General features: G+C 58.8%; 11 protein-coding genes. 2 read left to right on the top strand and 9 right to left on the bottom strand.

The window, feature by feature from the left end; all coding sequences use genetic code 11:
- Positions 1-56: 56 nt before the first annotated feature.
- From BLR57_RS19995 to BLR57_RS19055, 4 genes are all read right to left on the bottom strand, one after another.
- The gene (locus BLR57_RS19995) at positions 57-491 is read right to left on the bottom strand and encodes a toxin-antitoxin system TumE family protein (RefSeq protein ID WP_089699243.1); all 435 of its coding nucleotides are present in this window, start codon (positions 489-491) and stop codon (positions 57-59) included.
- A gap of 8 nt (positions 492-499) precedes the next feature.
- Positions 500-1033: a DUF7342 family protein gene (locus BLR57_RS16035; RefSeq protein ID WP_089699240.1), complete on the bottom strand. Its 534-nt coding sequence runs from the start codon at positions 1031-1033 to the stop codon at positions 500-502.
- Between the two features lie 149 nt (positions 1034-1182).
- Positions 1183-1614 (bottom strand): DUF8030 family protein, encoded by a 432-nt coding sequence (locus BLR57_RS16030; protein ID WP_089699238.1) that lies wholly within the window; start codon positions 1612-1614, stop codon positions 1183-1185.
- Positions 1615-2257: 643 nt separating this feature from the next.
- Positions 2258-2986 (bottom strand): hypothetical protein, encoded by a 729-nt coding sequence (locus BLR57_RS19055; RefSeq protein WP_139173379.1) that lies wholly within the window; start codon positions 2984-2986, stop codon positions 2258-2260.
- Between the two features lie 577 nt (positions 2987-3563).
- On the opposite strand from BLR57_RS19055, the gene BLR57_RS16020 reads away from it, so the two are divergent.
- Positions 3564-3932, top strand: a complete 369-nt coding sequence (locus BLR57_RS16020; protein ID WP_089699234.1) for a DUF8122 domain-containing protein — start codon at positions 3564-3566, stop codon at positions 3930-3932.
- Positions 3932-4237: a hypothetical protein gene (locus tag BLR57_RS16015; protein WP_089699232.1), complete on the top strand. Its 306-nt coding sequence runs from the start codon at positions 3932-3934 to the stop codon at positions 4235-4237. Before BLR57_RS16020 ends, BLR57_RS16015 begins: the two co-directional genes overlap by 1 nt.
- Positions 4238-4362: 125 nt before the next feature.
- On the opposite strand, the gene BLR57_RS16010 is transcribed toward BLR57_RS16015, so the two are convergent.
- Genes BLR57_RS16010 through BLR57_RS15990 form a run of 5 tightly spaced genes read right to left on the bottom strand, consistent with a single transcriptional unit; the run spans position 4363 to position 13881 of the window.
- Positions 4363-5874: a primase-associated protein gene (locus BLR57_RS16010; RefSeq protein WP_089699230.1), complete on the bottom strand. Its 1512-nt coding sequence runs from the start codon at positions 5872-5874 to the stop codon at positions 4363-4365.
- On the bottom strand, positions 5871-6755 hold the full coding sequence (locus tag BLR57_RS16005; RefSeq protein WP_089699228.1) for a bifunctional DNA primase/polymerase: 885 nt from the start codon (positions 6753-6755) through the stop codon (positions 5871-5873). The genes BLR57_RS16010 and BLR57_RS16005 overlap by 4 nt, the downstream gene beginning before the upstream one ends.
- Complete coding sequence (locus BLR57_RS16000) at positions 6752-10567, bottom strand: ATP-binding protein (protein ID WP_089699452.1); 3816 nt, start codon at positions 10565-10567, stop codon at positions 6752-6754. The genes BLR57_RS16005 and BLR57_RS16000 overlap by 4 nt, the downstream gene beginning before the upstream one ends.
- Positions 10560-12767, bottom strand: a complete 2208-nt coding sequence (locus tag BLR57_RS15995; protein ID WP_089699226.1) for a VirB4 family type IV secretion system protein — start codon at positions 12765-12767, stop codon at positions 10560-10562. Before BLR57_RS15995 ends, BLR57_RS16000 begins: the two co-directional genes overlap by 8 nt.
- Positions 12760-13881 carry a TraC-like domain-containing protein gene (locus BLR57_RS15990; RefSeq protein WP_089699224.1) on the bottom strand — a complete coding sequence of 374 codons (1122 nt, stop codon included), beginning with the start codon at positions 13879-13881 and terminating at the stop codon, positions 12760-12762. The genes BLR57_RS15995 and BLR57_RS15990 overlap by 8 nt, the downstream gene beginning before the upstream one ends.
- Positions 13882-13886: the final 5 nt, after the last annotated feature.

Genomic DNA, 13886 nt, shown 5'->3' with positions numbered 1-13886 from the left:
ACCTGCGGCGGAGTGCTAAAACGGTTCGCGATACAGGTTCACCTTTGGGACATCCCTTACTCACTCCACAGGGCCGCTATCCGGTCTTCAATTTCGCCGAGGACGAGCCGAAGCACGTCTCGATGGTCGGTCGGCCACGAAGCGTCGTCGCCGGGGGTGGGGGCAGCGGGTGGAGGGTGGAAATGGTCTCGGGTATTGTGGGGGTTTGGGTGGCGATCCCACCGACATTCCCAGGAGCGGTCTGACTGAACCTCCCGGTAGTGAATTTTGAAGTCGTCGTTCGTGTACCAGCGAACAGCCAGAGTCGCCTCCTCGACGGAGTCTGGATAGTACGATGGTGTGAGTGTCACACGAAGTTCGAGATGGCCGCCCGCGTCGGTGATGAGTGCTGTTGCGACCTGACCCGTTGCTCGAAGACGTGTTTGCAGGAACTCGAGTGTCGGGCGATCGATAGGTTCAGGGCTTCCGCCGTCCCCTGTTGGCGGCACCATCGATGTGGTTACCCGGATACCTGTTCGGTCTCAGTGCTCGCGCGTTGCTGACGGGCACGTTCGTAGCGTGTTCGCTCGTCCCGAGCGGTTGCCCAGTCGCCGAGGTCACCGTAGACGTCATCGATCGTCCGGTCGTCGCTCGATTCTGCGGTGTCGACTGCGTCGACGGCCGCTGGCGTCGGGGCACCGTACGTGTCCTCGTACTCCTCGATCCGTGAGCTCAGTTCCCGAACGCGCTGCTGGAGGTCTTCGACGGAGTGGTCGGCCGCTAGCTGGTTGATTCGCCGCCACTCGAAGTAGGCGTCGTTGCGCTCGTAGGTGGCCGGATGGCCGTTGTGGCGCGTGACGATACCGAGTTCACTGAACCAGCCCAGATATTTCCGAGCAGTTTTCGGGTCACAGTCGGCAACGTCGGCGATGGCGCTTGCTGTCGTCGGCTCGCGAGTCTGGAGAATGGTCCCGTAGATGCGTTGCTCAACGTCGTCGCCACGAAACGCATCCTCGAAAGAGGGCGGGCCGCCTGGAGACTCGCTGTTGGACATACTCGTTCTTGCGCGGCACGGGATATAGTTCTTACTTCGAGGAATAGTTTCTTGACTTTGTGCGGGGCGGAATCCACCAGCGGACCACAAACTTAACCAACAAGCGTTATTATCTTGTACTATTGTTGGTTAAGACGTCACTCCCGAATTCACAGCTCCCGAACGGGCATCACCTTGAATTTGTCTTGATCGTCGACGACGCCATGCTGACCCACACCACTGCCCAGTGACGACCGCTGTGTGAGTCGATTGACTAACTCCTCACGAACCGCTTCACGGCTGACTGTCGTTTCGTGCCAGCCGAGACGCTCGTCGAAATACCGCTTCTTGAACCGCTGACCGATGTCGTCGACGGCGATGAACTGTGTCCGCTTCACGCCTGCTACGCTCGTCGAGACGAACTCGGCTCCGACGTCTTCGTGGGTGAGTTCGACGAGTGCGCACTCGACAAATGAGACGATGCCAGTCGGACTTTTGCCGTGCGGGAGCGTCAGTTCGAGATCTGTCCACGGTTCTTCGCTCGGTTGCTCAGCCTGCTCGCTAGAGAGTCGTGATTGCTGTTGCTCGTGTTCGGAAGACATGATTGTTGAGTGGGTACCTACGACGGCCCCCTCGCCCCTCTCGGGGGCGACAAACCCCACCGCGGATCGCACTCCCATCTAGTGAGTTAATTCTGACATATTGGCTAGAGACGGTCGTCGTTTGATGGCCCTTCGGCCGGAGAGAGCCAGCGGCGTTTGCACCGGTGTACCCTAGCCTTCCTTTGGATGATTTGGAAGGTACAGAGTGGATTATGACCAGCCCAGATTGGCTTAAAGAGGTGTCGGGCAGTTCTCAGGCGGTAATAGGGTCCTCGACGAACCAGAAAATGCGGTGGTTGGGAAGAATTGTGCTTGACGGTGGGGTGAAAGACTCGATTTCGGGGGTATTGGTGCTCTAGTGTGAGCAGGCTTGGGCAGCATCTAACCAAGGAAATTGATGGCTCGTTTGATGCCTCTGCAGATGATCTCCCCGTCGCTCTCGAAATCAGGCGATACAAGCTCTGAAAAGTGCATGACGGGATTTTAGACAGGGTTGCGCACTTCTCTCAGAGAAATATAGATAATATGGTGGGTTTCTGTGGGACTATGGTCTGAGTCGTTGCTGAAATCCCAAACGAGCGCATTATGAGAAATGGTGCTGACTTGAAAATCTCAGTACCAGTGAACTCTGGTTTTCGTCGTACTATCGGTTGTCATGCCCTACAGCTGTCCGTGGGGATAGCCCCGGTGCATCGGATTCAAAGAAGTCTTTCTCTATGAGTTCAGATTTCACTTTTCGACCGAGCTTTATCTTCCCAGGAACGAGGCCAGCCGATCGAATGAGATATTTGAATCTGGGATTTTCGGCCATCCGACTAGCCTCTGCGTCTCGTCGTCGATATCGGCGCTCGTAATCGACTATCAGCTCAATCACCAGCAGCGCGATACCCTCGATTCGTTTCTGGTTGCCGAATACTGTGAGATCTAATAGTAACATCCCGCGAACTGCATCCGCTTGCAGGTGTCGTGGAACGTCCAGCTGATTACAGTAGGCCTGCGTAATCCGCTTCTTGTCGATTGTCGCTAACCGGGATGCTTGGTTTCCATCTGATGGGTGTCGTCCTTCTTGATGCAGTGCGAGTCGTGTCTCAGGAACTTTGAATCGAGCGAACCGGCTGGCCTTCCTTCGCTCTGCTTCGACCCCAATCGACGTTGCACCAATCGGCTCGTAGCCAACTGACCACGGACTGAGTTCCACGTCCCATGCCGGCGGAAGATCTGCAGCAGCGTCATCTGGCGCGTCTGATGCTCGGTAATCGAGTGGCGGGTGCTCATCGTTTGCCTTCGAGGTCTGCTGGCTGTGCGTTATGGATCTATCTCGATAAGCCGCTTCCTCGTCGTCCAGTTTCGGAACCCGAACCACCCGACGCATCTGCTACAGCGTTCCGTGTCACCTCTCTTTAATATACCTGCAAGTCATCGAGATTACCCCCCTTCTACCCTTCAAAATCATTCAGTAACTCACACATAACTTACAAATTGATTATCTTTTATATGTCCTTCAGCAACAATACCATCACGTGAGGGAGACGGTCGGTGACGGCCAGTGGCCGGAGCAGACCCTACAACTGCATCGAACCATTTGGTTCGGAGCGTATTCGACTGCTTTGAGAGCATTGTCGCCATTAGGCGACGAGAATTAGTACCATTGCAATTCGAAGCGATGCTCCTTCGCTTAGCGTATGGTATCGTGCGCGAATTCGCGCCCGCGTTCAACCCCTTTGGGCTTCCAGCCATAGCGGAGATGCAGACTCTTACTCGATTCAGGGACCTACGGTCCCACTGAGAACCCCTACAACGCGTCAACAGTGCTCCAGGAGAGCAATTAGTAGCGCGTGTTGAGTTGGGGTTTGAGGACCGACTTCCCCCTCGAGATTGATGCGCTGTTCGTCTACTGGTGAGTGGCAACGCTGTCCAGGCGACGAACGATGCATCAGAGCTAGATTATCATGAGTACGAAAAACCTGACCTTCGAGCACTGCCTACCGACGATTACGAACCACGCTGCTGAGCAGTGGGAAAAGCGAGTCCGCGTTGACGAGCCTGAACCACTGGCGGCCGCGATCCACGATACCTTTGAAGTTGATTCGCTGGTTGACGGCGATACGGCATTCTACCACGCTGAGTACGACATGCTGCTGGTGGTGAAGGCGTGGCACGTGGTGACCGTGCTGTATGCGGATCACGACCGGATGGACACGACGAGTATGCGACGGTGTGAGTGTGGGTGTCTGGTGGATCTGTTTGAGCACGATGCCTGCCCCCGCTGTGATGACCCGGTCGACGGAAAGATAACTGTCAGTGGGGGGTGGTTCTGATGGCAGTTCGACAGGGTCGGACACGGCTCAACGAGATGGACGGCTCCGGTGACAACGTGTTCGTCATCGCAACGGTGACCCACATTCAGGACCTGGCTAGCCACAAGCCGTACCAGAAGGGACTGCTTCGTGACGGATCGCTATCGAGTGACGATGTCCGGCCGTTCGTGGTGTACGATCCAGATATCAAGCTGGAAAAGGGTACCCGGTACAAGCTAAACGGTTTCGATCACCCGTATGAACGCTTCGACGAGATTCAGCTGCTGCTCGGCGAGGGTGCCTATGTGGAGGCATTCGAGAAGTGAGGGGTCACTACCCCCCTTTTCGTCAAAATAGAGGCGCGGGAGGTGGACGAGAACTCTTTTTCAACTAATTGCCAAATTGAACGCCAGAGATACCTCGCCTTGGACGCGAGTACCGATGCTCAAAGCTAGAATTCCTCTCCCGTAGGGCCGTCTTCATCCAGTTGGTCATACATCTCATCCGGGAAGGGAAGGCTCCCCCAGATCGAGTAGGGGCACTGCTCCTGGCCGATGCAGTACCGCTGCATATCGTCATTGTCGCAGTTCATCGGAAGCGGGGTGTCGCCTCCAATGGTGTTCGAGAACTCGTAGCGAATCTGGTAATCGGTGACCTGTTCGTCGTACCAGGGCCACCGCGAGAAGACGTCCTTGAGGTCTGCGACAATCGTCTCGAGGTCACTATCCTGGTACTGGGGCAGCCACATCACCATCCGGGCGAAGTTGTACAGGTCCTTTCGGACAGGCTTCTTCTCGTGGAGGCGCTCGGCCATATTCGCCATACAGGGAAGCTCGAACAGGTCTTCGATTGCCTCGACGTCGAGGGGCTGGACGCCACGCGAAGACTCCTGAATCCGATAGTGGTTCGTATTTCTGTGCTCTCGAATGGTCAGACTCCGGTGGTCCCGCTGGGATGCGAGAAGGTTCCCGAGACTCCGAGGACTCGAGATGCGATTACACACATCTCGCTTCCAGCTCGCTTCCGGATCGTACGCCTCTACTGCTTCAAACAGTTCTTTCGCCGAGTGGAACTCTCCCAGTGAGACGACCTCGTCTGGAGCGTCTCGAATCGCATCCCGGAGTACACGGAAGGTCCGTTCACCGGGATTCCAATCTCGCCAGATCCGTTCGTGGTGTCCCGTCTCGATGAAGCGGTCGATACGCTCTGTGATGGCCGACTCATTCGTCGTTAGCCACGTCAGCTGGTCTTCAGAGAGGTTCTCCTCCTGGACCCGCAGGAGCTTCTTGAACGCACGTCTGGCGTACTCGCGATACTTCGTGTCGAAATCACCGACGGGCACATAGAGGCAGTTGTTCTCGACGCGAGTGAGCAGTTCCTCGGCTTCTCCGGTCTCAGTATCGGCGTGAACAAGGCACTTCCTCGATGCTGCGGCCATCGGGATTTCGAGATACAATCCGTCACCGAACTCGGGCATCTCTTTGATCCCTGTACAAACGCGACCGGGGTGTGGTCCGTCCTCTCCGGGGTCTTTCGCGTACAGAACCTCTGCGATATCCTGTTGGAGACTCCCATCACCGAATTCTCGAAGGAGAGAGGCGAGATTGTTGACGTAGAGTTCGCGAATATCGTAGAGGACCTGCACCGTTCGCGGTGGGGCGTGTTCGAACTTCGGGTGTGCCTTGACGCAGATAGCACTCAACGTCGCGAGAACGGCGAGCGTTCCGGGCTCGTCGACGAAGGGTTCCTCTGTGGCGTTGGCTCTGACGTCTTCTTTGAACGCCGCCGTCCCGAATCGCTCGAGATCGTTCAACAAATCTTCTGGTTGCTCTTCGCCGTCGACGATGTAGCGATTGTAGCCGCGCGTGAACAGCTGGTTGATGCGGGTCGTCCCATATTCGAGCGGGAGCGTCGCAACGCGATAGGCGGTACGCTCGTCCTCGACAGGCGTCGACTGAGTCATTCCTTAACCACCTCCGGTGTCGCAGACCGAACGTCGAAGTTCGGGCTCTCGATGGGCGTGACGATACTACAGACGTCAGCGTGCAACGAGTAGGGGAGCCGGGCGACCCGACGCCGGTCGGCGGTGACCACTGGGTCGATGGGAATCTCGTAGGTGTCTTGCAGAAGGTCGTTCAGCACTTCTCGACTCTTGGCGTCGTACCGATGGGCGGGATCGCTGTCAAGGAGGTAGACGTGAACGCCCTGACCGGTGTACACTACCATCGTCTCTTCGGCGTTGAAGTCGTCCTCGAAGATGTCCCGCACCTCGAAACCGTACTCGATGGCCCGTTCGATATCCTCGAAGGAATACGGGTAGCCTGCTGGCTCTGCGTCGAGAATACCCGCGGCATCGAGTAATTCCTCGCTGTCTTCCGTAGCATCCTCATCTGAGACAGTTTGTGCTGCTCGCTCTCGGGCTATCGTTTTCGCGTCGATATCGATGAGGAGCACCCACGGTCGTTCCCAGTGATCGAGGGCGTAGTAGACCGCATCAGGACGCGGGTCTGGTTTGTCGAGCAGATCAGGATCGGCGAGTGCGAAGTCGTTCCGCCCGAGTGGGTCGTTCCGTGCTGGATGGTGGATGAACTCGAGGACGTCGCCGAAGTCGTGGAACGCTGCCGTGGTTCGGTCACCTGAGACGTTCGTCTGCCACGTGTCTCGACGGATGAAGTCCTTGTCTGGGACTCCGTCTTTCCGTACCGGGTGTGGCTCCTGAAACGCGAGTGCGTACTGTTTCGGCCCCTTCGCGGTGATGAACGACGGGAGTTCGTCGACGTACGAGGGGAACTCCTCTGTGTAGTACCTGTAGATCTCCTCGCGGGTTGCGTGGCGCCACGTCATGTGTTGAACTCCTGGTCGAGTTTGTTGAAGCTCCGAATCGTCGTCAGCCCAGCTGCATCGAACGATTCAACGGCCTCTCGAATGTCCGAGAACGAGCGGGCTGCACGCCCGCTCACGCTGCTTTCTATCCGGTCGGCCTCTGCGAGACGGTCCAACACCTCGACGGCCGTCTCGCGTCTGTTGAACGCCCAGACAGCGTTCGCGTCCACCGTGCTCTGCTTGTCGTAGTCGTCGACCGGCGCGTGTTTGTTGTTACTCGCGAGTTCGGCTTCACCGACCCACACGAGTTCCCCGTCAGCATCGAGACCGACAACGTCGAACACCGTCTCTTCATCGTACTCGTAGTACGGCTCGACCTGTGCGACGTCGTCGCGGGAGTCTAACCACAGTTCGAGCAGCTTCACACCGACCTTGTGCGGCGTCTTCTCACCGACATCTCCCTGACCAGGACCGACCTTGAGCTTCTGACCGAGGAGTTCACGCCCTGCCGGGAGGACAGTGTAGTACTTCCGACCACACGCTCGTCCTTCCTCCAGTAGGTCTTGCTCGACGAGCCGGTGCACATCCAGATCCTCAAAGTCGCTCTTGAACGAACTCATTGAATCCAAGAGTCTGTGATTTGGTGCGTCACCATTCATCACGTCGAGAATGCGGGTTAGGAATCGGATGTCGTCGTGCGTGAGCCCGCGCCGCTGGAGTTCGTCATCTGTAACGGTTACACCACCTGCCTGTACTGGTGACGACTCATTCTCTTCGACATCTGGCTCCACTTCTTCACTGACTGGTTCTTCCGGCTCAGTTGCCCCGGAATCGCCAAACAGCGAGGTGGTGGTGTCCGCGCTTTTCTCTTTCTTCTCTTCATCGGCTGCCGAACCACTGGTTGCCTGTCCGATGAACGACGACTGCGCCGAGTCCGTAGGGCAAGTCGAGTCTGCGGATGTCGAACCTTCGTCGTTCGGTCTACTTCCCCAGCCCTCGTCTTCGGCTGTCTCCGATTCGGTGGCCTCAGCAAGCCCATACTGGGCCTGTGTTCGCTCCGAAAGCCGTGGGAGGGCCACGGTCTCGAAGTGGTCCTCCTGTTCGACAGAGAGCGGCTCGTCGCTCTCTGGATGGCCGGCTGCTATCGGGAGCGGCTTCACCGAGAACGGGGCCGGACCTGTCTCCCCGAATGACGGACTCGGGAGTTGGGCGATCCACTCCCCGCTGGGGAGCGTGTTGATCCGATTTCTGAGGTCGGTCGGGCTCAAGTCTTCGTGGGCCAGCGACTCTGCGAGGTCGCGCTCGATGGAGATGTTCCCGATGAGCTTCGTCTTGATGTTGTTGAGGACCTCGTCGTAGGCGCGTTCGCTCCGATTTCGGACCTGGCCGGGGAACTGCATCACCAGTCCCATGCTCAGGCCGAAGGACCGTCCCTGTGGAAGCAACTGCTCGGAAACGAGTTTCGTTGATGCGACGGGGGCCGCCTCCTCGATGATGAGGTTGGTGAGATTCTCGTAGTCCGTGTTCCCGTCACGTCGACGCACCTGCACTGCGTCCCAGAGGTTACTCAACAGGAGGAGTGTGATCGCTCGCTGTGCCTCCGGACGGAGGTCTCCCAAGTCGAACAGAATCGTGGCGTCTTCGTCGAGGAAGTCGCGGAAGTCGAATCGGTTGTCAACGTACTCTCCGGTCTCGTCCTGCTCCGGAACGTGGCTGAAGATCCGTCGCAGGTGTGCGTCCTCTCTGAGCTTATCGAGGCGGTTCCCGACGGCGTCCATCGACACTTGAAACCGGTGGTCGTCCTTCGCGAAGTGCCGTGTGAGCGACTCCTCGACGTTCCTGTTGGCCGCCGAAACCGGCGGAACAGTCCGCTCTCGCTGCATCCGGAGGGCTGCCGCGAAGAGGTCGTCCAGGCCGAAAACGTCGCTCCCGTACTCCTCGTCGAAGAGGGCCTTGATAAGGTAGCTGAGGATCTCGTTCGCGACGAACGCTTGCCCGTACTGCTCACGGCCCATAATCATCCGCAGGATGTCGTGGAAGTGGTCGACCTTGTCCTGAATCGCGTCCTCACGGTTTCGCCCGGCTTCGAGCGCGGGCCGGATGTCGAAGAAGGAGAACGCGGGGACAGTCTCCGGGACGCGGAACTGGTAGACATCGTCCAACCCGCTGAAGCGTTCGTAGTGACAGCGAAGGTAGTTGGCACACATGCCGTCGCCTTTCGGATCGACGACCACGACGGGGCCACCGGTCGTCTCACGAAGGGACAGCGCATCGTTGATGATTGCCTTCGATTTCCCGCCGCCGGTCGAGGCGAACCGGCCGTAGTGCGTCGTCAAGAGCTTGGGCGGAATCCGAATCGGGTCCGGTTGGGGAGCTCCGTTCTCATCGAGCGCATACCCAATCGCCATCCCCTCCTGAAACTGTTGAACCAGGTCCGGATTGGGCCATGGAAGCGGGTTCCGGCTTTGCTGTTCAGCGCGAGTTCCGCGTGTCCCTTCTACTGTGAGTTGCTTGGAGGAAGGAACCAAGACGAAATTCGCGAGTTCCGTTCCACTGAGGACGAAATCAGGCCGGGTCTTGCCTCTCCCGGTCGTAATCTCTCGATCAAGTAGCCTCCGGAGGGCAGTCCGGGCGTTCTTGTCCTTCGTCTTTTCTCGGAAGCCACCAGCACGGAGTCGTTCTCCCTCGACTTCGTAATAGGGGCCGTCAACCGGGTCGAACACGGGACGAAGTGAGTTCATCTGGGCCGCGAGTTCGTCGTGCGATTCGTCGCCGGTCGGAACACCGATTGCCCTGATGTTGGCAGTGTACGACCGCTTAGGGTTCTTCGCGTCGATGTACTCGATGCGCTTGGCGACTGACTCGCTGAGCTGTTTCTCGTCGTGCTCGCTCCGCTGGTCTTCGACCTCGAGGAAAGAGCCCACGACCTCCTGGAAGAAAGTGTCCCGGCCGTCGACGAGATCCTCTTTTCTGACCTCTGCGTCGGACTGCCAGCTCGCCCGTCGCTGGAACACGACCTGAAACGCCACGGGTGAGGCTGCCTCCATCAGGTGGTCCACTAGTGACGCCAGTGTCGCACCGGGCTGGTCGACAGCCACTAACCCGTCGTCGCCATCGCCAGCGGCGAAGGGCGTCAACGACGTCATCCAGTCTTTCTTCCGGGTGGCTGAACCGGACCAGCGCACGCCAACTGGCGAGACGGCGTCGATGGTGGGCCGAGCGAGAATCGTTCCCTCATCCGTCTCGGTTGGTTTTTCGAGCGTCGTCAGTGGCTTCTCGTCCGGGATTGCGCTCGGTGGTGCGAGCTTGAGGGCGGTCTCACCGACCTCGACGAAGTGACCAGGGGAAGCATCGATTGTGGCACCTCCATCTGCAAATGGGGAGGCTTCAGTCGCCGCCGCTTGGTCTTGGTCACGGTCCTCACTGTCAAGTTCGTACTGCTCGTCGGGGCTGAATTCGTACTGCAGATGCCCTGTTTCGTAGTGTTCGATGAACTCAGCTCGTGTGAATTCGACTGGTTGGATGAGCCGAGCGGCCACGTCGACGTCGACACGCTCGATGTCGAACGTCTCGGGGTAGATCGAACGGAGCCGTTTTTCCAGTGTATCGAGATGCTCGTCGACGCCGTAGAAGAACTCGACAGGGTCGTCCGCTCCCTCACTTAATGCGAGAAACTCGAACCGTGGCGGTGTCTTACTGTGGAGTGGGTTCAGCTTCTGCGCGAGTCCCGTCGACTCTGCCGTCGTCAGTTTGTGCAGGCTTTCGAGGACTCGAGGGATTCCCTCGGGCTCAAGCTCTTCAGACGTTGGCGTGACTCGGAGATATTCACGCATCGTCCTCCCCCTCCATCGCCCCGCCATCTGGTTTCGCAGAGGCGGGTTCGGCTTCTTTCGACTGTCCGTTCGTGGCCTGCTGTTCCAGCTCCTCACGGAACTGCTGTACATCCGTGTCGACTGCTTCCTCGCCAGCGCCGGGGAGTGAAGACCGTACCTGTGTGGTTGGGTCGAAGTCGATGACTTGCTTCTCCTTGGGCATCGCCTCGACCTTGATGCCGCGCCATTCGCCGTCGACGCCGACGAGCGCCTCGGAGAAGCCAGCATCCTCGTTCCCGGGGACCGCGTCCTGCACGTAGCGCATCTGGGCGTAATTCAGCCCGAACTCGTCGGCCCACTGGTCGTCCATCCCGTCCAGACGATGGAACTGCTTGACTGCACACTGATCGAGGATGGCTTCGGATTCGGCGTGCTCGAAGAACTCGTCGACAGTCTGCGTGACGAGACGAATTGAGAGGTCGTGATGGCGGTGATGGCGGAACACCGTCTCGAGGAACGCCAGACTCGCGGCGTCCTGCATGATGTACCGCGCCTCGTCGATGACGAACACGACCTCCTTGTCAGTCTCCTTCGCCCGCTCGTACACGAGCGAGATGAGCAACTGCATCGTCAGCGCCGTGCTGCTGTCGACGCTGCCCTCCTGCTGTGCAAGGTCGAGGTAGATGACCTTCTCGTCACGGATGTCGAACTCGGAGGACTTCCCGAGATTGGCGTGGCGACCCTCATCCTCGAAGGGGCGAAGCTGGTCGAGAAGCCACGTCGCGTCTTCGCGGATCTTCCTGGCCTCCTCGTCGGACCGAACCACGAACGACTCTGGATCGTCGACCATGTCCTCGAAGACGTCCATCATGTCTCGGATGGTCGGACTGGGGTTGCTGTGCGTCGAGATATCGTCGGTGATGTCGTTGCGCTTGTAGGCGCGTTTGAGGCCGAGTTCGAGCGTCGTCCGGCGGTCACCGAGCGAGATACCGCGCAGTGCGAAGAAGTTCGTCAGGAAGCTCATGGCGTCGTCGAGCTTCTCGTTGAACGGGCTCGCGTCCTCGCCCATCGCTCGCTGGACGTGGTCGGGCGTCTGGCGAATCTCCAGGGGATTCAGCCCGAGCGTCCCACCGACCGTGATGCGTTTCGCTCCGAGGGCTTCGGAGACGCCTGCCCAGTTGTTGAGCGGTTCGAGGATGATGCCGATGCGGTCCTTGCTCTGCTCGATAGAGCGGATGAAGTTCTGTTTCGAGCCGAACGACTTCCCAGACCCGGTATCGCCAACGGTGAACATCGCATACCCGTTGTCACGGGCGAACGGGTCGATGACGACCGGACTCTGGTTGTCCTTGTGGATCCCGAACTCGACCCCGCCCTCTTCGAGGATGGTCGCGTTATGGGGCGACGAAAGGAGTGCGCCGACAGCCCCACCAAGGGCGATTGACTCGCGCCCGAATTCGTTGTCTCCGATGGGTGCAGCCGACTGTAGTGCGAGGTCCTGCCGACAGATTGCAGTCTTCGGCGTGAGGTTTGCCGGGTCGTCGCGGAGCGCACTCTTGACCTTCTGGACTGAGTCCCTGAGGTCGTCCTTGTCGTCGGCGCGAACCGTGACGAACATCCCCTGGTCGAAGACGTTCGCACCACTCTCGACGGCCTTGTACGTCGCAGCGGCTTCGTTCGCTCGCTCTTGGAGGTACGCACTACGGACACTCTGTTCCAGATCCGCGTCAACCTGGAGGTCGTCAGCGATGTCCTGCAGTTCGTTCCGCGCACGCTGTTGGTTCTTCGGGGTGATGTGCGCTGTGAGGTCGAACTCGACGTCGGTCAACTCGAAGAGATCGCTCAGATACCCGTCGTTCGGGTAGTCGGCGTAGTCAGCGATGTACAGCGTCGTCGTCCACTGCTCGCCAACCCGAGCGGCTCGTGTCTCCCACTCGATGGCTGCCGGCGCGGTCACCGTCTTGTGGGACTCGGAGATGTCGTCGAGGAGCTGGCCTTCTGCGTGCCCCTCTTCGAGCGTCTCCTCGTCGAGGACGTCCGAGAAGTCGACTTCGGGTTCCTCGTCGGCGGTGTGGCGGTCCCAGAGGAGTTTCCCGACGACTCCGAGGACCACAACCAACAGGAGGTAAATCGCCGCACCTTCGGGCGACGTTGGATTCAGCAGCCACTCTGTGAGCTGGGTGAAGGGCCCACTCCCCGCCTGCAGGACGACGTTACGCATTGGTCTCATCCTCCCGGCGCGAGTGGCCGATAATCGGTTGCTCGCGAACAACACGCTCTGCTTCGTCGTAGTCGTGCTCTCTCCCGTTCCAGAAGTCCATGTTCAGGACGAACAGCTCGACCGTACTGAGCCGACGAGCAGACCAGCCAGAGGCCTGCTGGATAAACTCGGCGCGAACGTCGTTGACGCGGCTGTCCAGCTTCTCGAACATCTGCGCCCGCCGCTCGACATCCGTGAGGTCCTCACGGCGGGTCACGAACGGGTTGAACAGGAACCCGATGACGGGGAACTGCGTCAGTTTCTCGGCAGGTGTACCTTCGTCTCGGTATCTGTCGTAGACTTCGAGCGGCGTGACCTCGACGCCGATGTAGTAGCGGACCTGTTGGATACCTCGGTCACGCATCTCTTTGGGACGCGTCTCACGATACTCTTCGAGGAGTTCCCGGAAGATCGGGTTCTGCTTGACGTCCTCGTCGTTGAGCCGTTCCTCAATTGTTTGGGTGATTTGTTCCACCGGAAATGACCGGGTTGTCGCGTGGAGTTTGAGCTTCGAATCGAGTTCCTTGTTGCCGAACTCTTCACCCGCCTCCTGGAGCTGTGCCCAGTCGTCGGACATGGCGAAGTCCATGTTCCCCGGGTCGATCTCGATGAACGCTTCCATCGTTCCGTCTGCCCGCTGGATCGCTCCAGCACCGGGCCACGCCCGCTTGACGTTTGTGAGGTCCTGCGTTCGCTCATCTGGTTTGAATGGCGTGTAGTTCGCAAGCCCGCCCTCGTTTCGCTCTGTCTCGTTCGTGGTACTATCGGGTTCTTCTGGAGCACTGAACGTGACTCGCGGACGCTTGGCGTAGCGATAGACGTCCTTCGTCCACGTCCACGCGTTCAGGTGGTCGGGAGAGACGTAGATAACGGCAACGCCAAACCCGAATCCTCCCGCGACGAACGGGAGGGCGAGCGATTCGATTCCGGTGAGACCAGCGACGAACAGCCCAATAATCGGGAAGGCAATGAGCACGCCGACGTCCCCCTCCTCGATGTTGAGGTAGGGGATTCGACTCTCTTCACCGAACTGGTCCATGATGCGCCGTGCGGCTGCGTCTTGATCCATCGACATGGGTG

The sequence above is a fragment of the Halogranum gelatinilyticum genome, from assembly GCF_900103715.1.
GTDB classification, from domain to species: Archaea; Halobacteriota; Halobacteria; order Halobacteriales; family Haloferacaceae; genus Halogranum; species Halogranum gelatinilyticum.
The sequence above is the reverse complement of the archived record's forward strand: the minus strand, read 5'-3'. Positions and strand labels throughout refer to the sequence as shown.

Excerpts from the sequence above, each read along its gene's own strand:
- BLR57_RS16020 (WP_089699234.1), top strand. The coding sequence starts at position 3,564 with ATGAGTACGAAAAACCTGACCTTCGAGCACTGCCTACCGACGATTACG.
- BLR57_RS16035 (WP_089699240.1), bottom strand. The coding sequence starts at position 1,033 with ATGTCCAACAGCGAGTCTCCAGGCGGCCCGCCCTCTTTCGAGGATGCG.
- BLR57_RS19055 (WP_139173379.1), bottom strand. The coding sequence starts at position 2,986 with ATGCGTCGGGTGGTTCGGGTTCCGAAACTGGACGACGAGGAAGCGGCT.
- BLR57_RS16030 (WP_089699238.1), bottom strand. The coding sequence starts at position 1,614 with ATGTCTTCCGAACACGAGCAACAGCAATCACGACTCTCTAGCGAGCAG.
- BLR57_RS16010 (WP_089699230.1), bottom strand. The coding sequence starts at position 5,874 with ATGACTCAGTCGACGCCTGTCGAGGACGAGCGTACCGCCTATCGCGTT.
- BLR57_RS15990 (WP_089699224.1), bottom strand. The coding sequence starts at position 13,881 with ATGTCGATGGATCAAGACGCAGCCGCACGGCGCATCATGGACCAGTTC.
- BLR57_RS15995 (WP_089699226.1), bottom strand. The coding sequence starts at position 12,767 with ATGCGTAACGTCGTCCTGCAGGCGGGGAGTGGGCCCTTCACCCAGCTC.
- BLR57_RS19995 (WP_089699243.1), bottom strand. The coding sequence starts at position 491 with ATGGTGCCGCCAACAGGGGACGGCGGAAGCCCTGAACCTATCGATCGC.
- BLR57_RS16015 (WP_089699232.1), top strand. The coding sequence starts at position 3,932 with ATGGCAGTTCGACAGGGTCGGACACGGCTCAACGAGATGGACGGCTCC.
- BLR57_RS16000 (WP_089699452.1), bottom strand. The coding sequence starts at position 10,567 with ATGCGTGAATATCTCCGAGTCACGCCAACGTCTGAAGAGCTTGAGCCC.
- BLR57_RS16005 (WP_089699228.1), bottom strand. The coding sequence starts at position 6,755 with ATGACGTGGCGCCACGCAACCCGCGAGGAGATCTACAGGTACTACACA.